Source organism: Tabrizicola sp. M-4 (assembly GCF_051132405.1).
Lineage (GTDB): Bacteria > Pseudomonadota > Alphaproteobacteria > Rhodobacterales > Rhodobacteraceae > Paragemmobacter.
This window is the reverse complement of sequence record NZ_CP128606.1, coordinates 3,257,594-3,281,722: the sequence shown is the minus strand read 5'-3', so window position 1 is coordinate 3,281,722 and position 24,129 is coordinate 3,257,594. Positions and strand designations below refer to the sequence as shown.

Genomic DNA, 24,129 nt, shown 5'->3' with positions numbered 1-24,129 from the left:
CCGATGCAGGCAGGCGGCATCCTGTCCTATTTCGTGCGCCACCGCACGGTGGCGAACCTCCTGATGGTGCTGATGCTGGTGGCGGGCGTCGCCGCCGCCATGAACATCCGCGCGCAGTATTTCCCCGATGTGGTGCTGGCCGAGGTCGACGTCACCGTCACATGGTCCGGCGCCGGGGCCGAGGATGTGGACCGCGCCATCGTGCAGGTCCTCGAACCCGCGCTCATGGCGGTGGAGGGCGTCGCCGCCACCGCCTCCCGCTCGGTCGAGGGGCGCGCCAGCATCGAGATCGAATTCGAACCCGGCATCGACATCGACCGCGCCGCGCAGGACGTGGCCGCCGCGGTCGAGGCCGTCACCACCCTCCCCGCCGAGGCCGAGGAACCCGAGGTCCGCCGCAGCGCGTGGCGCGATCAGGTGACCGATGTCGTCATCACCGGCCCCGTGGGCGTGGATCAACTCGCCCGCCTCGCCGATGAATTCACCGCCCGCCTCTTCGCCGCGGGCGTCACTCGCACCACCATCACCGGCCTCGCCGCGCCCGAAACCGTGGTCGAGGTGCCGACAGTCGCCCTCATGCGCCATGACGTGACGCTGGCGCAGATCTCCGATGCCATCGCGGCGGCGGTTGTCACCTCCCCGGCGGGCGAGGTGGCCACGGGGGCCGCCCGTGTCCGCACGGGCGAGGAACGTCGTCAGGCCGAAGAGATCGGCGACATCGCCCTGCGCGTCGCAGCGGATGGCACGGTGCTGCGCATCCGTGACGTGGCGACGATCCGCGTCGAAGGCGCGGATCGGGGACGCGCAGCCTTCGTCGGGCCGAACCCCGCCATGGCGATCCGCGTCGAACGCGGCCCCGAAGGTGATGCGATCGACATGCAGGCCCGCGTGGCCGACGTGGCCACGGCGATGCGCCCCGCCCTGCCCGAAGGCGTGACGGTCGACCTCGTCCGCACCCGCGCCGAACAGATCACCGACCGCCTCTCGCTCATGCTCGACAACGCGCTCACCGGCCTCGTCCTCGTGGTGCTGATGCTCTTCCTCTTCCTCAACGGGCGCATTGCGCTCTGGGTCGCGGTGGGCATCCCCGTGGCCACCTTGGCGGCCATCGCCGTGATGTGGATGGGCGGCCTGACGCTCAACATGATCTCGCTCTTCGCGCTGATCCTCGTCCTTGGCGTGATCGTCGATGATTCCATCGTCGTGGGCGAACATGCCGATTTCCGCGTCCGCCACCTTGGCGAAAGCCCGGTGCAGGCCGCCGAACGCGCGGCGGTGCGCATGGCGGGGCCGGTCCTCGCCTCCACCATAACCACCGTCATCGCCTTCCTTGCGCTGGCCGCCATCGGGGGCCGCTTCGGCGACCTGATTCAGGACATTCCCTTCACCGTCATGGCGGTGCTGCTCGCCTCGCTGATCGAATGCTTCCTGATCCTGCCCAATCACATGGCCCATGCCTTGGCCGATTCGGTGAAGGAAAAGTGGTATGACGCCCCCAGCCGCTTCACCAACCGCCTGCTCGACCGTTTCAAGGAACGGGCGATGAAACCCCTGATGCGCGCCGTGGTCGTCGCCCGCTACCCCGTCCTCGCGGCGGCGATCCTCGCCCTTGCCACGCAGGCCGCGCTTTTCCTGCGCGGCGACGTGCAGTTCCGTTTCTTCAACGCCCCCGAACAATCCTCGCTCACCGGCAACTTCTCCATGCTGCCGGGGGCCACGCGGGCCGATACGATGGAAATGATGGCCGAACTCCAGCGCGCCGTCGAAGCCGTGGGTACGGCCTATCAGGCCGAACACGGCCTGAACCCCGTCGAATTCGTCATGGCCGAGGTGGGCGGCGGTTCCGGTCGCGGGCTGGCCAGCGCCGCCACCAAAGATCCCGATCTTCTGGGCGGCATCGCGGTGGAAATCGTCAACCCCGACCTGCGCCCCTATTCCAGCAACGCCTTCATCGCCGCCGTCGAGGCCGAGGTCCGCCGCCACCCCCTGCTGGAAGAACTCAGCTTCCGTGGCGGCCGCTTCGGCCCCGGTGGCTCCGCCATCTCGGTCGATCTCTACGGGGCCGAGGCCACCACCCTCAAGGCCGCCGCCGAAGCGCTCAAGGCCCGCCTCGCCCCCTTCCCCGAAGTCTCGGGCCTTGAAGATACCCTCGCCTATGACAAGGAGGAACTGATCCTCAGCCTCACCCCCACGGGTCAGGCGCTGGGCTTCTCCATCGACACGCTGGCCCGCGACCTGCGCGCCATGCTGGGCGGGATCGAGGCCGCGACCTATCCCGATGGCCCCCGCTCCGCCGCAATCCGGGTGGAACTGCCGCCCGGCGAACTCACCGCCGATTTCCTCGACCGCATCCAGATGCGCGCCAGCGGCGCCGATGGCGCGGTCTATGTCCCCCTCGCCGACATCGTGACCGTCGACCGCGTCGCGGGCTTCTCCTCCGTCATCCGCGAGAACGGCCTGCGTGTCGTCACCGTCTCGGGCGATCTGGCCGAGGATGACCCCGCCCGCGCCAGCGAGATTCAGGCCGCGCTGCGCGCCGACATCGTGCCGGGGATCGAACAGGATTTCGGCGTCATGGCCCGCTATTCCGGACAGGCGGAACAGGAACGCGAATTCCTCGGCGGTGCCTCCATCTCCATCGTTCTGGCCCTGATCGGCATCTACCTCTGCTTGGCCTGGATCTTCGCAAGCTGGTCGCGCCCCGCCGTGGTGATGTCCGTCATCCCCTTCGGTCTGGTCGGCGCGATCTTCGGCCATTGGGTCTGGGACGTGCCGCTGTCGATGTTCTCCATCGTCGGCATCATCGGCATGTCGGGCATCATCGTGAACGACAGCATCGTCCTCGTCTCCACCATCGACGAATACGCGAAGAAGCGCGGTCTGATCCCCGCAGTCGTCGATGCCGTGGCCGACAGGCTCCGCCCCGTGCTGCTCACCACCCTGACCACGGTGCTTGGCCTCGCGCCGCTGCTCTTCGAACGCTCCAGTCAGGCGGAATTCCTCAAGCCCACGGTGGTGACGCTGGTCTTCGGCCTCGGCTTCGGGATGTTCCTCGTCCTGCTGGTCGTCCCTGCCCTCACGGTGGTGCAGGCCGATGCCGGCCTGCGCTTCCGCGCCCTGCGCCGTGCGCTTGGCCGCGCCATCGGCCGCCGGGGCGCGCAGGCGCAGCGCCTGCGCCGCGCCCTCGCGCTGGCCTCGGCGGGACTTGCCGCAATCGTCCTGCTCTTGCTGGTTCCCGTCATCGCCGCCGCGGCACTGCCCGGATGGCTGACCGCGCTCTGGCCCGCCCTCGCCGGGGCGCCCGCCTTCGGCACGGCTTTCCTGTTGGTGCTGATGGTCGCAGGCGCCCTTACCCTGCTTGTCCGGCTGATCGGCCGCCGCCGCGCCTGAGCTCAGGGCGCGGGGCAGCCCCGGATTTCCACCGCCCGCTCCTCCGAGATCACGGTGACCGTCACGCCCGACCGGTCCAGCGCGAAGGGCGCGCCCTGCGGCGGCACCATCTCCGCCACGGCAGTCAGCGTCCGGCCATCGCGCACGGCCTCGGCCGAAGACACCCAGATCCCCTGCGTCGCCGTCTCGAAGACCACGGTCTCATGATTGCCTGTCCGGGGCAGCGCCATGGTCGCCGTGATCCGCAATCCGTCGGCAATGGGATCAAGGCTGCAGCCGATCCCCGCCAACCCGGCCTGATCCGCAGGCAACGGACGATCCGCCAGCGCCGCATCGATCATCGGGTCGGGCTGACCAGCCCCCGACAGCGTGGTGTCAAAGGCAAAGCTCGCCGGAATGCAGATATCGTCACAGACCCCCAGCTCCACCACGCCCTTCAGACGCACGGGGCGGCCCGGATCGGCGGGGATCACCTCCATCGGCAGCACGAATTCGCCCGCATATCCCACGGTCGTATAGCCGTTGAATTCGAACACATGCGGGCGCGGCCAGTGCAGATGCACCGCACCGACATTTTCGCTCCCGCTCCAGTCGAAGACGGGCGGAATGCCCGCATCGCCCGGACTGCGCCAATAGGTCTTCCACCCCGGCGCAAGCGACAAATGCAGCGCCGCCATATGCGCCCCCCGCGCCTCCTGCCAGCCCGTGCGGATGCTGCCCGCCATCACCTCCTCCTGCGAGAAGGACAGGGCAGGGCCGGAGAGGGCAAGACAAAAGGCGGTGGGCAGGGCAATCTGGCGCATGGCACCAAAATAGGAACTGCGCCCGGCATGGGAAATCACGTTCCAGAGAAGCCATGTTACGACGAACGGCCTTGAGGCAGCGCCGCAACAGCCCCATCTTGATGGCAGGCCCGCAGAGGGCCGCATGCAGGAGGGCGGCGCGATGGCGGCTTTGGAACTCGACGGCAAGCTTCTGGTGGCCATGCCCGGGATGGGCGATCCGCGCTTCGAAAAGACCGTGATCCTCATCTGCGCCCATTCCGCCGAGGGGGCGATGGGCCTGATCATCAACCGCCCGACCGAGGACCTCACCTTCGCCTCGCTCCTCGATCAACTCTCCATTCCCCGCGCCCCGCAGGGCCGCGATATCCGCATCCATACGGGCGGCCCGGTGGAACGCGGGCGCGGTTTCGTGCTGCATTCGGCAGATTATGCGGGCAGTTCGGCCACCATGCGGATCGATGGCGGCTATGGCATGACGGCCACGCTCGACATCCTCGAAGCGCTGGCACGGGGCGAGGGGCCGTCCTGCGCCCTTCTCGCCTTGGGCTATTCCGGCTGGGGTCCGGGCCAGTTGGAAAACGAGATCGGCGCCAATGGCTGGCTCATCGCGGAGCCGACAGCCGAACTTGTCTTCTCCGGCGATGATGCCGGGAAATGGACGGCAGCCCTGCGCAGCATGGGCATCGACCCGCTGACCCTCTCTGCCGCTGCCGGACGGGCCTGAAAGGCCCGAAAATTCTTCGTACGAAGAATTTTCCCAAAACGAATTTTCTGCGAAAATTCGACGGGATTTCTTCAGAAATCCCGCCGCTGAAAAATCATCGCAGAGGATTTTTCCTCACTCGCCGTAAGGCACCCAGACCGTCTTGATGGTCGTCGCCTGCCGCAGGAAGGCACGTCCTTCGCCCTCCGGCCCGAACCAGTCGCGCGCCACGCCGCCATTGACCCAAGTCCGTTTCAGGTTCGTCACGCTCTCCGCCTCGATCATCGCCGACAGATCGGACGAGGAGAACGACCACAGCGCATCCACATCCATATGCCCCGCCAGCGGCTTGGCCAGTTCCGCATGGCTGCCCGTGACGATGTTGACCACGCCTGCGGGCAGATCCGACGTCTCCAGCACCTGATACAGATCCGTCGCCGCCAGCGGGAAGGGCTCCGACGGGACCAGCACGCAGCTATTGCCCATAGCGATGGCCGGTGCCATGGCCGAGATCAGCCCCAGAAGCGGTGCCTCATCCGCGCAGATTGCCCCGATCACCCCCACGGGTTCGTTCATGGCCAGCGCGATGCCCCGGATCGGCACCGATTTCGCCTGCCCGTCATACTTGTCCGACCAGGCCGCATAGGTGAACAGCCGCGCGACGCTGGCCTCCACCTCGGCCCGCCCGTCCTTGCCCGTCATCTCCTTCAGGCGACCTGCGAATTCCGTCGCGCGCGCCGACAGGTTCTCGGCGATGTAATACAAGATCTGCGCCCGGTTGTGACCGGTGGCCTTGCCCCAGCCCTTGGCCGCATGGGCCGCCTCCACCGCGTTGCGGATGTCCTTGCGGTTGCCAAGGCCCACATGGCCCAGAAGCCCGCCCTTGGGCGAAAACACCGCGCGGGAATAGCCGCCATCCGGCCGCGCCTGCTTGCCACCCACGAACAGCTTCGCCGTCCGGTCCAGCGCGGGCACCTCATAGCTTGCCGGTTCCGGCACCGCCGCGACAGGTTTCAAGGCCCGCGCGCGTCCGTCGGGCTTCAGATAGGCCAGCAGCCCCTCCCACCCGCCTTCGCGCCCGAACCCGCTTTCCCGCACCCCGCCGAATCCCGCCGCCGCATCGAAGAGGTTGGTCGCATTCACCCAGACCACCCCCGCCCGGATCTTCGGCGCGATGTCCAGCGCAAGGTTCACGTTCTCGGTCCAGACACTGGCCGCAAGGCCATAGCGCGTGTTGTTCGCCAGTTCCACCGCCTCGCCCGGCGTGCGGAAGGTCATCGACACCAGCACCGGCCCGAAAATCTCTTCCTGCATCAGCCGCGAGGCCGCGGACAGCCCCGTGATCAGCGTCGGCGGGTAATAGCAGCCCAGCGCGGGCAGGGGCGTCGCGGCGCGATAGATCTCGCCCTCCGACCCGTCGACCATCTGCGTGATCGTGGCCAATTGCACCGGATCGACCACCGCCCCCACATCGATGCACTTGTCCAGCGGATCGCCGATCCGCAGCCCGTCCATCCGCCGTTTCAGCTTGTCATGGAAACGGGGCGCGATCCCCTCCTGCACCAGCAGCCGCGACCCGGCACAGCAGACCTGTCCCTGATTGAACCAGATCGCATCGACCAGCCCCTCGACGGCGCTGTCCACATCGGCATCGTCAAAGACGATGTAGGGCGACTTCCCCCCCAGCTCTAGCGTCAGCGCCTTGCCCGTGCCTGCCGTCGCCCGGCGGATCGCCTTGCCCACGGCGGTCGATCCGGTGAAGGCGATCTTGTCCACACCCGGATGCGCCACCAGCGCGGCCCCCGTCTCGCCATCGCCGGTCACGATGTTCAGCACGCCCTTGGGCAGCCCCGCCTCGCGCGTGATCTCGGCAAAGAGCAGTGCCGTCAGCGGCGTATATTCCGCGGGCTTCAGCACCACGGTATTCCCCGCCGCCAGCGCCGGTGCCACCTTCCATGCCAGCATCAGAAGCGGGAAGTTCCACGGGATCACCGCACCGCAGACGCCATGGGCCACATGCCCCGGCAGTTCCGACTCCATCAGTTGCGCCAGACCCGCATGGTAATAGAAATGCCGCGCCACCAGCGGCAGGTCGATGTCGCGGCTTTCCCGGATGGGCTTGCCATTGTCCATCGTCTCCAGCACCGCCAGCAGCCGCGCATGTTTCTGCACCAGCCGCGCCAGCGCATAAAGATACCGCGCCCGCGCATGCCCCGGCAGCCGCGCCCATTTCCCCTGCGCCCGCCGCGCCGCCGCCACCGCCCGGTCGACATCGGCGGCACTGCCCTGCGTCACCACCGCAAGCTCCGCCCCCGTGGCCGGGTTCCGTGTCGCGAAACCCTCGCCCGCAGGCGTGAAGGCCCCGTCGATGAAATGCCCGAACCGCTGCCCGTGCTTGGCCAGCCACGCCTTCGCCTCGGCATTCCCTTCCGGGGCCGGGCCATAATCCATGCGGTCGAAAAGTTCCTTGATCGTCATGGTCCTATCCCATCGCATGGCGGTTGGCGGCCGAATAATGGCCGGTCAGGTAATGCTCAAGCTGCCGCTCGATATCGCCCAGCAGGGACGATGCGCCAAAGCGGAACAGGTCCGGCTGCAGCCATGGATGCCCCAACTCGTCCTTCATCAGCGCAAGATACAGCAGGGCATCCTTCGCCTTGGCGATCCCCCCCGCAGGCTTGTAGCCAACCTTCACCCCCGTCCGGTCCTGATAATCACGGATCGCCCGGATCATCGTCAGCGACACGGGCAGCGTCGCATTGACCGTTTCCTTCCCCGTCGAGGTCTTGATGAAATCCGCCCCCGCCATCATGCAGACAAGGCTCGCCCGCGCCACGTTGCGCAGCGTGGCAAGTTCCCCCGTGGCAAGGATCGCCTTCACATGCGCAGGCCCGCAGGCCTCGCGCATCTCGCGCATCTCGTCGTACAGCGCCTGCCAATTCCCCGTCAGCACGTGGCGGCGCGAAATCACGATGTCGATCTCGCGCGCCCCGGCGGCGACGCTTTCGCGGATTTCCGCGATCCGCAGCGGAAAGGGCGACAGCCCCGCCGGGAACCCCGTGGACACTGCCGCCACTGGGATATTCGTCCCCTCCAGCGCCCGCACCGCCGTTTCCACCATGTCGTGATAGACGCAGACGGCCCCGACCGTCAGCCCCTCCATCCCCAGCTTTTCCAGCATCCACGGGTTCACCGGTCGCCGCGCCTTGGCGCAAAGACGCTCCACCCGCCCCCATGTATCGTCGCCCGACAGGGTGGTCAGGTCGATCAGGCTCACGGCCTTCAAAAGCCATGCCGCCTGATATTCCTTCTTCACCGACCGTCGCCCGCCCAAGGTGGCGGCGCGGCGCTCGATGGCCGAGGTATTGGCCTGCACGGCGGCGACCCAATCCAGATCGAGGGGCATCCCCTCATTCCTCGGATGGGCCAATTGCGGAAGCTGGGTCTGGCTGGGGGCAAGAGTGGTCACGCGGTCCTCCCTTCGGACGCAGGGAAGATGCACGGGGCCGCGCCCCCGCGCAAGGGCGCGACCGCACCTGCCGGCAGAAATTTGACCTTTCGGTCAGGAATCGCGGCTGGGAAGCTGCGGCTCAGGGTCTTCCGGCGCTTGGTCGAAGGTCGCCCAATCGCGGCTCACGCCCGTTTCCGGGGTCTGGCCGTCGTAATGGCGCGAATGCAGATGCACCTTCGACAGGTAATTCGCGGTGATGGGGGCGGTGACAAAGATGAAGATCATCACCAGCACCTCTTGCCACGAAAACCCGGTGCCGATCATCAGCCCGTGGAACATGGAAACCAAAAGCGCGGTGCCCAGCCCCACGGTCGAGGCCTTGGTGGGCGCGTGCAGACGCTGCATCCGGTCCTTCAGGCGGATCAGGCCATAGCTTCCGGTCAGGGCGAAGAGGCCGCCCACCACCAGCAGGATGGAAAGGATGATGTCCAAGGCCCCGGTCATTCGATCACGCTCCCGCGCAGCAGGTATTTGCAGAAGGCCACGGTCCCCACGAACCCGGTCATGGCAAACAGCATCGCCGCCTCGAAATTGATGCCGAGGCCGGTCTGGATGCCATACAGCACGATGATCCCGATCACGTTGATCACCATCGTGTCCAGTGCCAGCACGCGGTCGGCCACGGTCGGGCCGATGGCCAGCCGCCACAGGTTCAGGATCAGGCCCAGTCCAAAACAGACAAGGGCAAAGCCAAGGGCATAGGTGATCATTCGAAGATCCTCTTCAGCCGGGATTCATAGCGCGACTTGATGTCGTCGCGGATGGCGTCGGGGTCGGGGGCATGCAGCGAATGGATCAGCAGCACGCGCCCGCAGGCGGACATGTCGGCGCTCACCGTGCCGGGGGTCATGGTGATGGTCCCGGCCAGCAGGGCGATGGCCTCGGGCGATTTCAACTCCACCGGCACGCGGATCCATGCCGACTGGATGCGGTCGCGCGGCATGAAGAGGACGATCTTCGCCACCTGCACATTGGCGACGATCACGTCCCAAAGCACCAGCACCACATAAGACAGCAGGGCGGACATGCTGTTCAGCTTGGGCCGGTGCTGCCAGTAGGGCGCGGTCAGAAGAGGGATCACCGTGGCAAGGAAGACCGCCATGACAAGGCTGCCCAGTTTCCACTGGTTCACCAGCAGGAACCACGTCACCACAAGGAACAGCGACAGGTAGGGATGCGGGAAAAGACGGCGCAGCATGTCAGTTCACCCCCGGCAGGTTGTTGGCCGCGATATAGGCGGCAGGGGCATGCAGCGCGGCGGCGGTGCCGTCCAGCCAGTCCTTCACCGGTCCCGCGAACACCGTCAGCGCGACCAGCGCCGCCAGCAACCCGCCGACTGCGACAAAGGCCAGCGGCTCGCCCTGATGCGGCGCCTCATGCGCCTCTCCGGTCGCATGCGATTTCCAGAACAGCACCGAACCCGCCCGCGCGAAACCCAGCACCATCAGGAAGGACGACCCGAGGATCACGCTCCAGATCAGCGCGGCCTGCTCCCGCAACGCATCCATCACCATCAGCTTCCCGATGAAGCCCGACAGCGGCGGCATCCCGGCCAGGGCGATGGCATTGGCAAAGAACAGCGCCGCCAGCAGCCCCTGCTGCGCGATGCGCGGCTGCGCCGTCAGGGCGGCATTGCCGCGCCGGTCGCTCACCATATCCGCGATCAGGAAGATGGCCGCCGTCGCCAGCGTGGAATGGATCATGTAGTAAAGCGCCGCCCCCGTCGCTTCGGGCGTGAAGGCCGCGAAGGCGGTGAAGATCGTGCCCATCGAGGCGATCCCCGCAAAGGCCGCCAACCGGGGCAGGGTGGTCGCGCCAAGGATGCCGATCGACCCGATGGCCAGCGTCACCAGCGCGGCAGGCAGCATGATGTCTCCCACCATGCTCCCCGTCGCCGCCGTCTCCGGCGGAAAGATCAGCGTGCTGGTCCGCAGGATGGCATAGGCCCCCACCTTGGTCATGATGGCGAACAGCGCCGCCACCGGACCCGGCGCATTGGCATAGGTTCCCGGAAGCCAGAACTGCAACGGCACCAGCGCGCCCTTGATGGCAAAGACCGACAGCATCAGCACCGCCGCCACCCGGATCAGACCCTGATCCCCCTCCGGCAGCGCCGCCACCTTCACCGCGATATCCGCCATGTTCAGCGTCCCGGTCACCGCATAGATCGTGGCCAGCGCGAACAGGAACAGCGTCGAGGCGACCAGGTTGAAGGCGATGTATTGCACTCCCGCCCGCAGCCTGTCCTTCCCCGCGCCATGGATCATCAGGCCATAGGACGCGATCAGCAGCACCTCGAAGAAGACGAACAGGTTGAACGCATCCCCCGTCAGGAAGGCGCCGTTGATCCCCATCATCTGGAACAGGAACAGCGCATGGAAATGCCGCCCCCGCGCGTCCCAGTCGGTCGAGATCACATAAAGCTGCACCGCCAGCGCCAGCACCGCCGTCAGCATCAGCATCATCGCCGACAGCCGGTCCAGCACCAGCATGATGCCGAATGGCGCGGGCCAGTTGCCCAGACGATAGACCTCGGGCGCATTCCCGCTCGCCGCCAACAGCAGCGCCCCGGCAATCCCCAGCATGGCCAGCGTCCCGCCCAGCCCGAAGACGCGCTGCAGCAGCAAGTCCCGCCGCATCGCCAGAATGATCAGCGGTGCCAGCACCGCAGGCAGGACGACCGGCGCGATGATCCAATGCGACATCATGCGCGCGTCTCCTCTTCCTCGTCCATGTCCACCTTGTCATGGCCCGACTCCAGCCATGACCCCAGCGCCATCAGCACGATGACGGCGGTCATCCCGAAGGAAATCACGATGGCGGTCAGAACCAGCGCCTGCGGCAGCGGGTCGGTATAACCCGCCGCATCCTTGGCGATGATGGCGGGCAATCCCGGCACCACCCGCCCCGAGGCAAACAGGAAGACGTTCACCGAATAAGACAGGAGCGTCAGCCCGATGATGACCGGAAAGGTCCGCTGCCGCAGCATCAGATAAACACCGCTTGCAGTCAGCGTGCCGATGGAAATGGCGATCAACGCTTCCATGTCAGTTTCCCCCCTCCGGACGATCCACCGAATAGGGATCGGCACTCACCGTCTCGCCCGCGCGCCGCGCCAGACGGCTCAGCGAATTCAGCGCAAGCATCACCGCACCCAGCACGCAGAGGAACACGCCAAGGTCGAAGATGGCCGCCGTGGCAAGCTCGAACTCCTCAAGCGGCCAGATGTTCACATAGGTAAAGCTCGACGACAGGAAGGGCGACCCAAACAGCCACGAACCCACCCCCGCACCTGCCGCGACCAGCGCGCCCATCGCGATCAGCGCGTGATGGTCGATCCGCTGCCGCGCTTCGGTCCAGGCCAGGCCCGATGCCATGTATTGCATCACCGTCGCGATGGCGACGACAAGGCCCGCAATGAAGCCCCCGCCCGGCAGGTTGTGCCCGCGCAGGAAGATGAACACCCCGATCATCAATGCCACCGGCAGGATGAACCGCGTCGCCATCACCATCAGCAGCGGGTGACGATCCCCCGCAAGGCCCGTCCGCCGCACCGCCATGGCGCGCAGCGCATCATCCGCGGGCCCCGGCTTCAGCAGTGCCTCGACCAGCGCATAGATCAGCAGCGCCGCGATCCCCAGAACGATGATCTCGCCATAGGTATCGTAACCGCGGAAGTCCACGATGATCGTGTTCACCGCATTGGTCCCGCCCGCCCCCGGCTTTGACTGTTCCAGATGATAGGCCGAGATCGTGGGGAAGGCCGCATTCCGCGTCATCAGTGTATAGGCCAGCGCCGCCACGCCACCGCCAGCGCCCAGTGCGATCACCGCATCCCGCAGGCGCCGCCCGCCGCTGCTCTCGCGCGGGGTCTCCTTCGGCAGGAAGTTCAGCGCCAGCAGCATGAACACCACCGTCACCACCTCCACCGTGATCTGCGTCAGCGCAAGGTCGGGCGCCGAAAGCCACGCAAAGCCAAGCGAGATGATCAACCCGATGATCCCGATCAGGATCAGCGCCAGCAGACGGTTACGGTGCAGGAAGGCCACGCCCAGCGTCGCAACCATCAAAAGCCCCCATGCAATCGCACCCACCGGCGACACCGGCAGCATCGCCCGGTCGCCCGGCAGGTGAACCCCGCCGTTGAACGCCCAGAAGGCCGTCGCCGCGATGGCAACCGTGCCGATGGCGATGGCCCGCGTCAGCGATCCGTTGTGCAAGGCCCCCGTCACGCCCCGCGCCAGCGCGGCAAGCGGTTCGATGATGGCGTCGAAAATCGCCTTCGCCTCCGGCCGCGGCGTGCCATCCCACATCGCCCGCAGGCGCGCAAAGGCCGCCAGCATCGCGAAGCCGCCGCCCACCGCCGCCAGCGACATCCACAGCGCCGGGGAATAAAGCCCGTGCCAATGCTTGATATGCACCTCCGCAGGTGCGCCCGTCACCGCACCCGCCGCCGCATCCACCAGCCACGCAGTCATGGTCATCGGCATCAGACCGATCAGGATCACCAGCACGGCCAGCAGGGCAGGGGCCACCCACATGCCGAACCCCGGATCATGCGGTTTGTGCGGATAGTCCTCCCGCACCGGGCCAAGGAAGCCATGCGCCAAGAACCGGAAGCTGTAGGCGACCGAGAACAGCGCCCCCAGCGTCGCCAGCACCGGCAGCAGCCATGCCGGGCCATAGGCGGTATGGGCCGCCTCCTCCAGCATCATCTCCTTCGACAGGAACCCGTTGAAGGGCGGAATCCCCGCCATCGACAGCGCGGCGATCCCCGCGATGGTGAAGGTCACCGGCATCAGATGCCGCAACCCGCCCAACCGCTTCAGGTCGCGTGTATGCGCCTCATGGTCCACGATCCCCGCCGACATGAAGAGCGCGGCCTTGAACGTGGCATGGTTGATGATGTGGAACACCGCCACCGTCGCGGCCTTGGCCGTGCCCATGCCCAGCAGCATGGTGATCAGACCAAGGTGACTGACCGTCGAAAAGGCCAGCAGAGCCTTCAGGTCATCCTTGAAGAAGGCGATCTTCGCCCCGATCACCATGGTGATCAGCCCCGCCCCCGTCACGATCCAGAACCATTCCGGCGTGCCCGCCAGCACGGGCCACATCCGCGCCATCAGGAAGATGCCCGCCTTCACCATCGTGGCCGAATGCAGATAGGCCGAAACCGGCGTGGGGGCCGCCATCGCATGCGGCAACCAGAAATGGAACGGGAACTGCGCCGACTTGGTGAAACAGCCCAGAAGGATCAGGATCAGCGCGGGCAGATACCACTCCGACGCCTGAATCGCCTCCTTCTGCGTCAGGATCACCGAAAGGTCATAGCTGCCCGCGATATTCCCAAGGATCAGCATCCCCGCGATCATCGCAAGACCACCGCCACCGGTGACGGCCAGCGCCATCCGCGCGCCCTGACGCCCCTCGGGCAGATGCTTCCAATAGCCGATCAGCAGGAAGGACGACAGCGACGTCAACTCCCAGAAGATCAGCAGCAGCAGGATGTTGTCCGACAGCACGATCCCCACCATCGCGCCCTGAAAGAGCATCAGGTAGGTATAGAACACCCCCATCGGGTCCGATTTCGAAAGGTAGAAGCGCGCATAGATGATGATCAGAAGGCCGATCCCAAGGATCAGCCCCGCGAACAGCAATCCCAGCCCGTCCAGCATGAAATTCGCATTCAGGCCCAGCGACGGCAGCCATTCGATACGGTTTTGCACCACCTCGCCGCGCAGCACCGCAGGGGCCTGCATCCCCAGCAGGATCAGGGCCAGAAGCGTGACGGAACCCGTCACCGTGGCGCAGGCCGTGCGGCCGGAACGGATCAAAAGGCCCGGAAGCAAGGCTCCGAGGAAGGGAAGGGCGGCAATCAGCGCAAGGGTCATCGTTTAACGGTCTCTCCCTTTGCGCCGTTCAGCTCGACGCATTCTCCTTATTCGACTGGGACCGCCCGATCATTAGGCCATACGAAAGGACGGGTAGCCCCCATCTGGGCAAAATGTTCGATCAGATCAAGGGAATGGAAAGACGAAATCGGCGAAAACGGTCGCTTTGCGGCGCGGTTTCCACACCTTCCGCCGTTACGCGTCCCGACTGCGACAATCAGCCCTGCTGTGCCGCAGGGTCGATCAGATAGCGCTGCGCCAGCGGGATCGCCGCCGCGCCAAGGGCGCGCGCCTCTGCCCCCACCGTGCCCTCGCGCACCTGCGGCGGCTCCACCCCCGACAGGTCCAGCCGGTTCAGCGCCGCCTCCGTGCGCCGCGTGATCTCGGCCCGCACATGCGCGGGCATCCAGCCGTCGATCATCACCGCTTCCAGCTCCACCAGCGCCGCCGCCGACAGCGTGGCATAGGCCAGCCCCTCCGCCGCATGCTGGATCCAGTCGTCAAGGATGCCCGGGGATACCCGCCATTCCAGATGCTGCTCCCACAGATGGTCGCTGCTTTCCCCCGCCGCCTCCATCTTCTCAGCCAGCTTCGACATCGACGCCACGTCGAACAGCCGCAGCAACGTCCCGTCCGGCCCCGGCACGGGCAGGGGCCCCACACCCCCCGCATTCCCCGTCCGCCCGGTGAAAAGCTGCCCGTTCAGCACGAGGCCGCCCCCGATGAAGGTGCCGAAATAGAAATACAGGAAATCCTTCGGCTTCTCCCCCGTCCCGAACACCAGTTCCGCCCCGCAGGCCGCCGTGGCATCGTTCTGGATATGCACCGGCATCCCCGCGATGGCCGCGATCTCGCTCGTGATGTCATGCGCGCGCCACGCGTCCATCTCGGCCTGCGGCGCCCCGATATAGCGCACCCATGACCAAAGCTGGAACGGCATCGCGATGCCCATCCCGCCGATCCTGTCACGCTGCCCCGGCGGCAGCGCCCCCACCACCGCAGGCAGCGCCTCCGCCACGAAGGCCACCACCGCCGAGGGCGTCGGATAGCGATAGATCCGCCGCCGCGCCGACCGCACGCGCCCAAGGAAATCCACCAGCATCAGATCCGCCGACCGCCGCCCGATCTTCAGCCCAAGGAAGAACGCCCCCTCCGCATCCAGCGACATCGGCACCGAAGGCTGCCCGATCCGCCCCCGGATGGGCTCTCCCCGCAGCAAAAGCCCGTCCTGCTCCAGCGACCGCATGATCACCGAAACCGTCTGCACCGACAGCCCCGTCATCCGCGCCAGATCCGATTTCGCAAGCGCGCCCTGCTGCCGCAGGATCGACAGCACCAGCCTTTCGTTGTGGGCGCGCATGCCCGATTGGTTCGATCCCCGAAAGCCCGAAGGCTCAAGGATCGGACGATCGGTCATCGTCTCGGCCTGCTGTCTCACATCTCCTCCCGCCCGGGGCTTTGCCCGGATTTCAGGCGAGATTGCGCGTCGAATCGGCAGCATGTCAATAATAATTCAGAGTGATTTAATTATCTTGACGCAAGGCAGGGAATCGGTTTTCTTGTGCCCTGTCGCAACGGGAAATGTCCCGCACGGCATGTCACACAGGGGGTGCACCCCCGGATTTTCTTGGGAGGAAAATCAATGAAATTCAAAGCAAAGGCCCTCGCGGGCGCTGCCACGCTTGCGCTTCTGTCCGTGGCCCCGGCCATGGCGCAGGACGTTTCGGCCTGCCTGATCACCAAGACCGACACCAACCCCTTCTTCGTCAAGATGAAGGAAGGCGCCGAGGCCAAAGCCGCCGAACTGGGCGTCTCGCTGAAATCCTACGCCGGCAAGGTCGACGGCGACCATGACAGCCAGGTCGCAGCCGTCGAAGCCTGCATCGCCGACGGCGCCAAGGGCATCCTGATCGCCGCCTCGGACACCAAGGCCATCGTTGACTCGGTGAAGAAGGCGCAAGAGGCCGGCATGGTCGTCATCGCTCTCGACACCCCCCTCGACCCGGCTGACGCCGCCGACGCGACCTTCGCGACCGACAACCTCGAAGCCGGCAAGCTGATCGGCGCTTGGGCCGCCGCCACGCTGGGCGACGAGGCCGCCAATGCCAAGATCGGCTTCCTGAACCTGACCCCGTCCGAGCCGACCGTGGACGTCCTGCGCAACCAGGGTTTCATGATGGGCTTCGGGATCGACGTGAAGGACCCCAACGACATCGGCGACGAGGATGATCCGCGCATCGTCGGCCACGACATCACCAACGGCAACGAAGAGGGTGGCCGCAAGGCGATGGAGAACCTTCTCCAGATCAACCCCGACATCAACGTGATCCACACGATCAACGAACCGGCCGCCGTGGGTGCCTATCAGGCGCTGAAGGCCGTCGGCAAGGAAAACGACGTGCTGATCGTCTCGGTCGACGGCGGCTGCCCGGGCGTCGCCTCGGTCAAGGACGGCGTGATCGGCGCGACTTCGCAGCAGTACCCGCTGATGATGGCCGCTCTGGGCGTCGAGGCCATCAAGAAGTGGGCCGACGAAGGCGTGAAGCCGGAACCGACCCCGGGCAAGGCCTTCTTCGACACCGGCGTGGCGCTGATCACCGACAAGCCCGCCGAGGGCGTGCCGTCGATCGACACCGCCAAGGGCACCGAGCTCTGCTGGGGCTGATCTGAAAAGGCTTGTGCGGGGGGCCTATCCCCCTGCACCATCCCGCAAGGGAGAAAACGGGGGCGGCTCTCGATCAGGGCCGCCCTTCGTCTAGGCAGTGCCCGGAACCGGGCCGAACGGGGGGACAGATGAGCCAGCCACAGGAATTCGAAAAGGTTCTCGACAAGAGCGCGACCACCGTCGCCCAGTTCGAGGAGCAGAGAAGCGGCCTCCGCAAATTGCAGCATTACCTGCATTCCAACCCGGCCGCCGTGCCGATGATCGTGCTCGTCGCGCTGATCATCTTCTTCGCCGCCGCGCGCGATGGCGCGGTGTTGCTGGAATTCCGCTGGCTGACGGGCGATTTCGAAGGGCTCCGCTTCTTCTCCGCCTATACCCTGACGCTGATCATGCAGCAGGTCGCCGTTGTCGGCATCCTTGCCGCGGCCCAGACCCTTGTCATCCTCACCGCGGGCATCGATCTCGCCATCGGCGTCGTCATGGTCTTCGCCTTCGTGCTGATGGGCCATGCCGTGCTGACCTATGGCCTGCCATGGTATCTGGCCATCCTCGCGGGCTTCGCGCTCGCGGGCCTCTGCGGCTGGATCAACGGCGTCCTCGTCGCCCGCCTCCGCCTGCCGCCCTTCATCGTGACGCTGGGCACGTGGAACATCTTCATGGCGATCTGCCTGATCTATTCCGCGAACGAGACGATGCGCGAGGCCGACCTGACGGCCCTGACCACCGGCCTGCATTTCTTCGGCAACCGCTTTGAACTGGGCGGGGCACAGGTGACTTATGGCGTCATCTGCATGGTGCTGGTCTACATCGTCCTGTGGTACATGCTGAACTACACCGCCTTCGGTCGCCACATCTATGCCGTGGGCGACGATCCCGACGCCTCCGAGCTTTCGGGCATCCGCGTCAGCCGCGTGCTGATCGGCGTCTATGCCCTCGCCGGGCTGATCGCGGCGCTGGCGGCCTGGGTGTCCATCGGGCGGAACGGGTCCATCTCGCCCTCCACGGTCACCACCGACTTCAACCTTCAGGCCATCACCGCGGCCGTGATCGGGGGCATCTCGCTCTTCGGCGGGCGCGGCTCCATCCTCGGCGTGCTGTTCGGGACGCTGATCGTGGGCGTGATGAGCATGGGCCTGAACATGCTGGGCGCGGACCCGCAATGGAAAGTGCTTCTCACCGGTATCCTGATCATCGGCGCCGTCGCCATTGACCAATGGATCCGCAAGGTTTCGGGCTGAGGGAGGAAATAGACATGGCAGACCCTATTCTGACCGCACGCGGATTGACCAAGCGCTATGGTCGCGTGACCGCGCTCGACAACTGCGACTTCGACCTCTACCCCGGCGAGATCCTCGCCGTGATCGGCGACAACGGGGCGGGCAAGTCCACCCTCATCAAGGCGCTCTGCGGTGCCGTGGTGCCGGATGAGGGCGAGATCAAGCTGGACGGCAAACCCGTCCATTTCACCAACCCGATGCAGGCCCGTGACGCGGGGATCGAGACGGTCTATCAGAACCTCGCACTCTCGCCCGCGCTCTCCATCGCCGACAACATGTTCATGGGGCGCGAAATCCGCAAACCCGGCGTGCTGGGCAGCATGTTCCGCATGCTTGACCGCAAGGCGATGGAAAAGGTGGCGCGGGACAAGCTGACGGAACTCGGCCTGATGACGATCCAGAATATCGGGCAGGCGGTGGAAACCCTCTCGGGCGGCCAGCGTCAGGGCGTGGCCGTGGCACGGGCGGCGGCCTTCGGGTCCAAGGTCGTGATCATGGACGAACCCACCGCCGCGCTGGGCGTGAAGGAAAGCCGCCGCGTGCTGGAACTGATCCTCGACGTGAAAAAGCGGGGGCTGCCGATCATCCTGATCAGCCACAACATGCCGCATGTGTTCGAGGTGGCGGACCGCATCCACATCCACCGTCTGGGCAAGCGTCTCTGCGTCATCGACCCGAAGGAATACACCATGTCCGATGCGGTGGCCTTCATGACCGGGGCAAAGGTGCCGGAACACGTCATGGCCTGACAGGCCCGATGGCCCGTGATCGATAGGGGGGGCGCGGCGATGGCCGCGCCCCCCTCTTTCTTGCCCGTCTCCGCCATGACCAGTCGTTAACCATCCGTCACCCCGGCGTGCGGGTGTACAGTTTGCGGTACTGTTTCCGGCACAGGACCCGCACCCCCCTTTCGGCCCCAGCTCAAAGAGTTAATCACGCCAGATCAAGCCCTTGCCATTTCCTGCTCATCCCCGCTCCGGGGCACTCTCCCCAGATGACATACCCCCGTGTAACGTTTCCCCGCGGCTTGCGTATGGACGAGTGAAAATGACGAATCGCGAAGCGGAATGGTCGGCGCTGCTGGTTGCGGCGATGGATGGGGACGGGCGCGCCTATGCCCGCTTCCTCGGCCTCGTCACGCCCGTCCTGCGCGGCATCGTCCGGGCACGGGGCAGGGTGCTCGGCCCCGAAGGACAGGAAGATGTTGTGCAAGAGGTGCTCATTGCCATCCATACAAAGCGTCACACATGGGACAGGACAGCCCCGCTCCTGCCGTGGCTCTATGCCGTGACGCGCCACAAGGTGGTGGATGCCTTCCGCCGCAGGGGCGGCTCCATCCACCTGCCCATCGAGGATTTCGCCGACGCGCTCGAGGCCGAGGCAACCCCCGACACGACGGCAGGCCGCGACAGCGCTGTGCTGATCTCGCAACTCGACGCCCGCTCGGCCGAGATCGTCCGCGCGGTCAGTCTGGATGGCCAAAGCACGGCCGAAGTCGGCGCAAGGCTGCACATGACCGAAGGCGCGGTGCGGGTCGCCCTGCACCGCGCCATCCGGCGCATGGCCTTGATTGCAAAGGGAAATGACGAATGAAAACCGATGATCTGATAGGCCTCCTCGCCGCCGATGCCGCACCCGCGCCCCCTTTGCGCCCCCTGCGCATCGGGGCCTTGGCGCTGGCTGGCATCGTGGGAATTCTGGCGCTGTTTCTGGCGCTGGCCGGGGTCCGCCCCGGGCTCGGCTTGGTCATCCAGCAACCCGTGGTCGCAGCCAAGACCCTGATTCCCCTTACACTTTTCGCCCTCTCCCTGCGGCTCACCCTCGCCCTGCTGCGCCCCGACGCCGCCCAAATCCCGCTGCGCCGCCTCGCCCTTCCGGTCGCCGTGGCAGTCGCCCTCTGGCTCTGGTCCTTCGCCACCCTTCCCCCAGAAACCCGCTTCGCCGATGTCTCGGCCTTTTCCCTGTCCGAATGCCTCGGCCTGATCACCGCCCTTTCCCTGCTGCCGCTCGCCCTCCTCCTGCGCCTGATGCGCCAAGGCGCCCCCCTCTCCCCACGCCGCGCGGGCGCGCTTGCAGGGCTTTCAACGGCGTCAGGAATCGCCGCGGGCTATTCGCTCTTCTGCACGCAGGACAACCCGCTTTTCTACGTCACATGGTACGGCGCGGCCGTCGCCATCGTCATGTTTGCAGGCGCGGCCCTCGGTGCGCGACTTCTGAAATGGTAAAAATCACAAGGCGTTAGCCTATCAGAACCACTGCCCCGGTTCCATCAGCCCCAGATCCATCAACTGCTGGGAATGCCATTGGAACGGCGTGGAATTGTGCCATCCGAAGGTGGTGATCCCCCAGCGCGACCCGGGGTTCGACTTCAACGCCTTGGCGGTGCGGAAGGAACAGACCGTCGCCGTCAGGTTGTTGTGCCACGGGCAGGCATAGGTGTTGTACTCCTCGTCCGAGAAGGTGAAATCCGGCCGCAATACCAGCCCCTTCTTCGCCTTGAACAGCGAAATCCGGTCGATCTTGCGCCGCGTCTGCGGCACATGCTCCTCGAACCGCCAGCGCAGCCCGCCAAAGAAATCCAGTTGCCGCTCCTTGGGATGCCAGTTGTTTTCGGGGTCCTGCCGCGCCAGCGCGTAATATCCCGAACGGTCCAGATGCGCCGTCTCAAGACTGACCGCATTGGGAAAACGTTCCAGATCTCCGGCATAAAGATCAACGACATAGGTCAGCATCGCCTCCCGCCGCTCCTCGGCATGGAAGGCGATCAGGTCGCGCACCGTCCGTGTCTCGCAGAAGGGATGGAACAGGTATTCGGCGTTGAAGCAGTAATACATCCACAGGCCGGGAAAGGCCTCGATCACGCGGTTCACGGCGGCGACCAGCGCGTTCTCGGCATGGACGTCATAGGTCACGCGATGCAGGTCGTCCTGCAATTCGGGGGCAACCGTGATGGCGTCAGGTGCCAGAAGCAGGACGTCGCGGAACCCGGCCTGAATGTGGTGGCGCAGGGTCGTGTCCACCTCGACCGGATCCTCGGCCATGATGATGGCAAGCGGCCCCTTCGGTGGGCTTGCCTGCGTGGCACGAAAATACCCCTCAAGATCAACATGCTGCATGGACCTGCCCCAGTCCGTTACGGATCACGCCCGGTCTGCCCGGTTTCGTCGCCGCGCAGAGTCCGGCATGGAACAGGCCAATGCAACCCCCTTGCCGCCCGTCCGGCCCAAAAAGCCGGATGATTGCGGAGAGGCGGCGTTTGCGTGTATGGGGCGGCCTGCGGAACAGGGGCCTGTCATGACCGAACCGAAGAAGCTTTTCATCAAGACCTACGGCTGTCAGATGAACGTCTATGACAGCGAGCGCATGGCCGAAACCCTTGGCGCGCAGGGCTATGTCACGACCGAGGTGGCGGAAGAGGCGGACATGGTCCTTCTCAACACCTGCCACATCCGCGAGAAGGCCTCGGAAAAGCTCTATTCCGATCTGGGCCGCCTGCGTCCCCTGAAACAGGCCAATCCCGACCTGAAGATCGGCGTCGCAGGCTGCGTCGCTCAGGCAGAGGGCGAAGAAATCCTGCGCCGAATGCCTCTGGTCGACCTCGTTGTCGGCCCGCAAAGCTATCACCGCCTGCCCGGAATGATGCAGGCCGTGGCGCTGGGGCAGAAGGCTGTCGACACAGACTTCCCGGCAGAAGACAAGTTCGACCATCTCCCCGAACGAAAGGTGCTGCGGGGGCCTTCGGCTTTCCTGACGGTGCAGGAAGGCTGCGACAAGTTCTGCGCCTTCTGCGTGGTGCCCTATACCCGCGGCGCCGAGGTCAGCCGCCCCGTGGAGCGTCTTCTGCGCGAGGCGCAGGCCCTGGTCGAAAAAGGCGTGCGCGAGATCACGCTTCTGGGCCAGAACGTCAACGCCTATCACGGCGAAGGAGAGGGCGGCGTCTGGGGCCTTGCGCGGCTGGTCCGCGCGCTGGCGCGGATCGACGGGTTGGAGCGTATCCGCTATACCACCAGCCATCCCAACGACATGGATGATGACCTGATCGCCGCCCATGGCGAAGAGGCCAAGCTGATGCCCTATCTGCACCTGCCCGTGCAGTCCGGCTCTGACCGCATCCTCAAGGCGATGAACCGCAAGCATACCCGCGACCAGTATTTCCGTCTGATCGAACGCATCCGCGCGGCGCGTCCGGACATCCTGCTTTCCTCCGATTTCATCGTGGGTTTCCCCGGCGAGAGCGAGGCCGATTTCGCCGACACGATGGACCTGATCCGCACCGTGGGCTTCGGGGCCTCGTTCAGCTTCAAGTATTCCGCCCGCCCCGGAACGCCCGCCGCCGAGAAGACCCCGGTCGATGCCGAAACCGCCGATCGCCGCCTGCAGGAATTGCAGGCTCTGATCACCGAACAGCAGCGCGCGGCGCAACTTGCGATGGTCGGGCGTGAGGTCGGTGTCCTTTATGAGAAGGCAGGGCGCTTGCCGGGGCAGATGGTGGGCAAGTCCGACCATCTTCATGCCGTCCATGTCACCGATCCTCAGGCGAAGGTCGGCGATCTGGTCCGGGTGCGGATCACCGCATCCGCGCCCAATTCATTGGCTGGTGAACGTATCTGACCGAACCGCAAGTCGTTTCCGCTTCTGCAACAATGCAACCCTTGGCTGTCAGGCGTTTCCGCGCCACACCCAAGTGCGCCTCAAACCTGCCTTGAATCGGCAGAATCCCCTTGCCTTGCTGCGTCCGGGGCGGCAATCCTTCACAAGTGTTTGAGTAATCAGTGACCTGTTAACGAGGAGGGCTTCGGCTTGTATCGGTACTCGGTGCGCGCGGTTTTCGGCGCGCTTTGTCTGGCGGTGGCGACCAGCGCCCCCACGGACGTTCTGGCCCAGGGACAACCCGAAGTCACGGGACGCATCGATTGGGGTGCGTGGATCGACGACGACGGCTGCATGCACTGGTGGGCCGATGGCGGGATAGAGGGCTACATGGTTCCCCGGCGCGATCCGGCGACGGGCAAACCTGTCTGCCTGAAGCGCAACCTCTGCCTTGTCGAAAATACCGACACCCTTTTCGCAACCGACAGTGCGACGCTCACCTCCGATGGGGCCGCGCGCCTGCGGTCATTCTTCCAGTCGGCCGGGGCATTCGGTTATGCGATCTACGGCCATACCGACAGCCGCGCCTCGGATGAGTACAACATGCGCCTTTCGCAGCGCCGCGCCGCCGCAGTGGCGGATGTGGCGCGTTCCGTCGGTGCGCCGATTGAACGCCAGATCGGCTATGGCGAGCGGCAGCCGCGCGCCAGCAATGCAACGGCGGCAGGCATGCAACAGAACCGCCGCGTGGAAGTCGTCTGCTATACGTGGGGTCGGTGATGATGAGTGTGACTTCTTTCCGCCTCGGGGCCCTTCTGCTAGCGGCCCTGCCGCTTATGGCATGCGGCATCCAGCCCTATGCTGGCCCCGGCAGCGTCATCGCCACCGGGCAGGACCGCGGTTCCTTTGACAGGGGCGCCTTGGTGAATGGTGAGGCCGCCATCGCCTATGATCCCGATGGATGCCAGAACTGGATCATCGATGACGGTATCGAAGGCTATTCCAGCCCGCGCTACGATCCTGCCAGCGGTCTGCCCATCTGCAACAACCGCTATCCGCCGGGCACGGTGATCGGGCGCTATCAGACGGAGTCCGCTGTCCTGAACGACTGGGTCCCGCGCTGAGGAAAGCGTCGCGCGGAACAAGGCAAAGGAAGAAGGCAAACGTGGAAGGGGGCGCATCGTGGATGCGCCCCCATTCTTATCCGGCCTTGGAATTCCGACGCCCCGCACCCATGTTGTCACGGGTTTTGCACAATCCTTGGGCAGAATGTCCCCGTCGCCTTGAATGGTGCTTGCCTTGTGGATGAACGGGGCA

General features: G+C 65.6%; 21 protein-coding genes. 10 read left to right on the top strand and 11 right to left on the bottom strand.

The window, feature by feature from the left end:
* Window positions 1-3: 3 nt before the first annotated feature.
* Entirely contained in the window at window positions 4-3,390 is a 3,387-nt protein-coding gene (locus tag TabM4_RS15990) for an efflux RND transporter permease subunit (protein ID WP_434614545.1), read from the top strand.
* Window positions 3,391-3,392: 2 nt separating this feature from the next.
* Here the strand turns inward: TabM4_RS15990 and TabM4_RS15985 are convergent, their stop codons facing one another.
* Window positions 3,393-4,193 (bottom strand): protein-disulfide reductase DsbD domain-containing protein, encoded by an 801-nt coding sequence (locus TabM4_RS15985; protein WP_434614541.1) that lies wholly within the window; start codon window positions 4,191-4,193, stop codon window positions 3,393-3,395.
* 151 nt (window positions 4,194-4,344) lie between these two features.
* Here TabM4_RS15985 and TabM4_RS15980 point away from each other — a divergent pair, with 151 nt between their 5' ends.
* Window positions 4,345-4,899 carry a YqgE/AlgH family protein gene (locus TabM4_RS15980; protein WP_434622123.1) on the top strand — a complete coding sequence of 185 codons (555 nt, stop codon included), beginning with the start codon at window positions 4,345-4,347 and terminating at the stop codon, window positions 4,897-4,899.
* 114 nt (window positions 4,900-5,013) lie between these two features.
* Here TabM4_RS15980 and TabM4_RS15975 read toward each other — a convergent pair whose 3' ends face one another.
* The 9 genes from TabM4_RS15975 to TabM4_RS15935 all read right to left on the bottom strand — a co-directional run bounded on the left by TabM4_RS15975 (window position 5,014) and on the right by TabM4_RS15935 (window position 15,718).
* Window positions 5,014-7,356: an aldehyde dehydrogenase family protein gene (locus TabM4_RS15975; protein ID WP_434614538.1), complete on the bottom strand. Its 2,343-nt coding sequence runs from the start codon at window positions 7,354-7,356 to the stop codon at window positions 5,014-5,016.
* A gap of 4 nt (window positions 7,357-7,360) precedes the next feature.
* On the bottom strand, window positions 7,361-8,347 hold the full coding sequence (gene deoC / locus TabM4_RS15970) for a deoxyribose-phosphate aldolase (protein ID WP_434614534.1): 987 nt from the start codon (window positions 8,345-8,347) through the stop codon (window positions 7,361-7,363).
* Between the two features lie 93 nt (window positions 8,348-8,440).
* Window positions 8,441-8,833: a cation:proton antiporter gene (locus tag TabM4_RS15965; protein WP_434614531.1), complete on the bottom strand. Its 393-nt coding sequence runs from the start codon at window positions 8,831-8,833 to the stop codon at window positions 8,441-8,443.
* The gene (locus TabM4_RS15960) at window positions 8,830-9,099 is read right to left on the bottom strand and encodes a K+/H+ antiporter subunit F (RefSeq protein ID WP_434614528.1); all 270 of its coding nucleotides are present in this window, start codon (window positions 9,097-9,099) and stop codon (window positions 8,830-8,832) included. The genes TabM4_RS15965 and TabM4_RS15960 overlap by 4 nt, the downstream gene beginning before the upstream one ends.
* Window positions 9,096-9,587: a Na+/H+ antiporter subunit E gene (locus TabM4_RS15955; protein WP_434614525.1), complete on the bottom strand. Its 492-nt coding sequence runs from the start codon at window positions 9,585-9,587 to the stop codon at window positions 9,096-9,098. Before TabM4_RS15955 ends, TabM4_RS15960 begins: the two co-directional genes overlap by 4 nt.
* Window position 9,588: 1 nt before the next feature.
* The gene (locus TabM4_RS15950) at window positions 9,589-11,094 is read right to left on the bottom strand and encodes a monovalent cation/H+ antiporter subunit D (RefSeq protein WP_434622121.1); all 1,506 of its coding nucleotides are present in this window, start codon (window positions 11,092-11,094) and stop codon (window positions 9,589-9,591) included.
* Window positions 11,094-11,435, bottom strand: coding sequence for a Na+/H+ antiporter subunit C (locus TabM4_RS15945; protein ID WP_434614522.1), 342 nt, complete (start codon window positions 11,433-11,435; stop codon window positions 11,094-11,096). Before TabM4_RS15945 ends, TabM4_RS15950 begins: the two co-directional genes overlap by 1 nt.
* Before the next feature lies 1 nt (window position 11,436).
* A complete protein-coding gene (locus TabM4_RS15940; RefSeq protein ID WP_434614520.1) occupies window positions 11,437-14,280 on the bottom strand; it encodes a monovalent cation/H+ antiporter subunit A in 2,844 nt (947 codons plus the stop codon).
* A gap of 217 nt (window positions 14,281-14,497) precedes the next feature.
* Window positions 14,498-15,718, bottom strand: coding sequence for an ROK family transcriptional regulator (locus TabM4_RS15935; RefSeq protein ID WP_434614517.1), 1,221 nt, complete (start codon window positions 15,716-15,718; stop codon window positions 14,498-14,500).
* Between the two features lie 204 nt (window positions 15,719-15,922).
* On the opposite strand from TabM4_RS15935, the gene TabM4_RS15930 reads away from it, so the two are divergent.
* The 5 genes from TabM4_RS15930 (at window position 15,923) to TabM4_RS15910 (ending at window position 20,447) form a co-directional block, all read left to right on the top strand.
* Window positions 15,923-16,945: a sugar ABC transporter substrate-binding protein gene (locus TabM4_RS15930; protein WP_434614515.1), complete on the top strand. Its 1,023-nt coding sequence runs from the start codon at window positions 15,923-15,925 to the stop codon at window positions 16,943-16,945.
* Window positions 16,946-17,073: 128 nt separating this feature from the next.
* Window positions 17,074-18,183, top strand: coding sequence for an ABC transporter permease (locus tag TabM4_RS15925; protein WP_434614512.1), 1,110 nt, complete (start codon window positions 17,074-17,076; stop codon window positions 18,181-18,183).
* 14 nt (window positions 18,184-18,197) lie between these two features.
* Window positions 18,198-18,971 carry an ATP-binding cassette domain-containing protein gene (locus TabM4_RS15920; protein ID WP_434614509.1) on the top strand — a complete coding sequence of 258 codons (774 nt, stop codon included), beginning with the start codon at window positions 18,198-18,200 and terminating at the stop codon, window positions 18,969-18,971.
* 298 nt (window positions 18,972-19,269) lie between these two features.
* Complete coding sequence (locus TabM4_RS15915; protein ID WP_434614506.1) at window positions 19,270-19,815, top strand: sigma-70 family RNA polymerase sigma factor; 546 nt, start codon at window positions 19,270-19,272, stop codon at window positions 19,813-19,815.
* Window positions 19,812-20,447: an NrsF family protein gene (locus TabM4_RS15910; protein WP_434614503.1), complete on the top strand. Its 636-nt coding sequence runs from the start codon at window positions 19,812-19,814 to the stop codon at window positions 20,445-20,447. The genes TabM4_RS15915 and TabM4_RS15910 overlap by 4 nt, the downstream gene beginning before the upstream one ends.
* A gap of 21 nt (window positions 20,448-20,468) precedes the next feature.
* On the opposite strand, the gene TabM4_RS15905 is transcribed toward TabM4_RS15910, so the two are convergent.
* Window positions 20,469-21,338 carry a hypothetical protein gene (locus TabM4_RS15905; protein ID WP_434614501.1) on the bottom strand — a complete coding sequence of 290 codons (870 nt, stop codon included), beginning with the start codon at window positions 21,336-21,338 and terminating at the stop codon, window positions 20,469-20,471.
* 178 nt (window positions 21,339-21,516) lie between these two features.
* Here TabM4_RS15905 and miaB point away from each other — a divergent pair, with 178 nt between their 5' ends.
* From miaB to TabM4_RS15890, 3 genes are all read left to right on the top strand, one after another.
* The gene (gene miaB / locus TabM4_RS15900; protein ID WP_434614498.1) at window positions 21,517-22,833 is read left to right on the top strand and encodes a tRNA (N6-isopentenyl adenosine(37)-C2)-methylthiotransferase MiaB; all 1,317 of its coding nucleotides are present in this window, start codon (window positions 21,517-21,519) and stop codon (window positions 22,831-22,833) included.
* A 189-nt stretch (window positions 22,834-23,022) separates the two neighbouring features.
* Window positions 23,023-23,592, top strand: coding sequence for an OmpA family protein (locus TabM4_RS15895; protein WP_434614496.1), 570 nt, complete (start codon window positions 23,023-23,025; stop codon window positions 23,590-23,592).
* Window positions 23,592-23,936, top strand: coding sequence for a hypothetical protein (locus TabM4_RS15890; RefSeq protein ID WP_434614493.1), 345 nt, complete (start codon window positions 23,592-23,594; stop codon window positions 23,934-23,936). Before TabM4_RS15895 ends, TabM4_RS15890 begins: the two co-directional genes overlap by 1 nt.
* Window positions 23,937-24,129 lie beyond the last annotated feature (193 nt).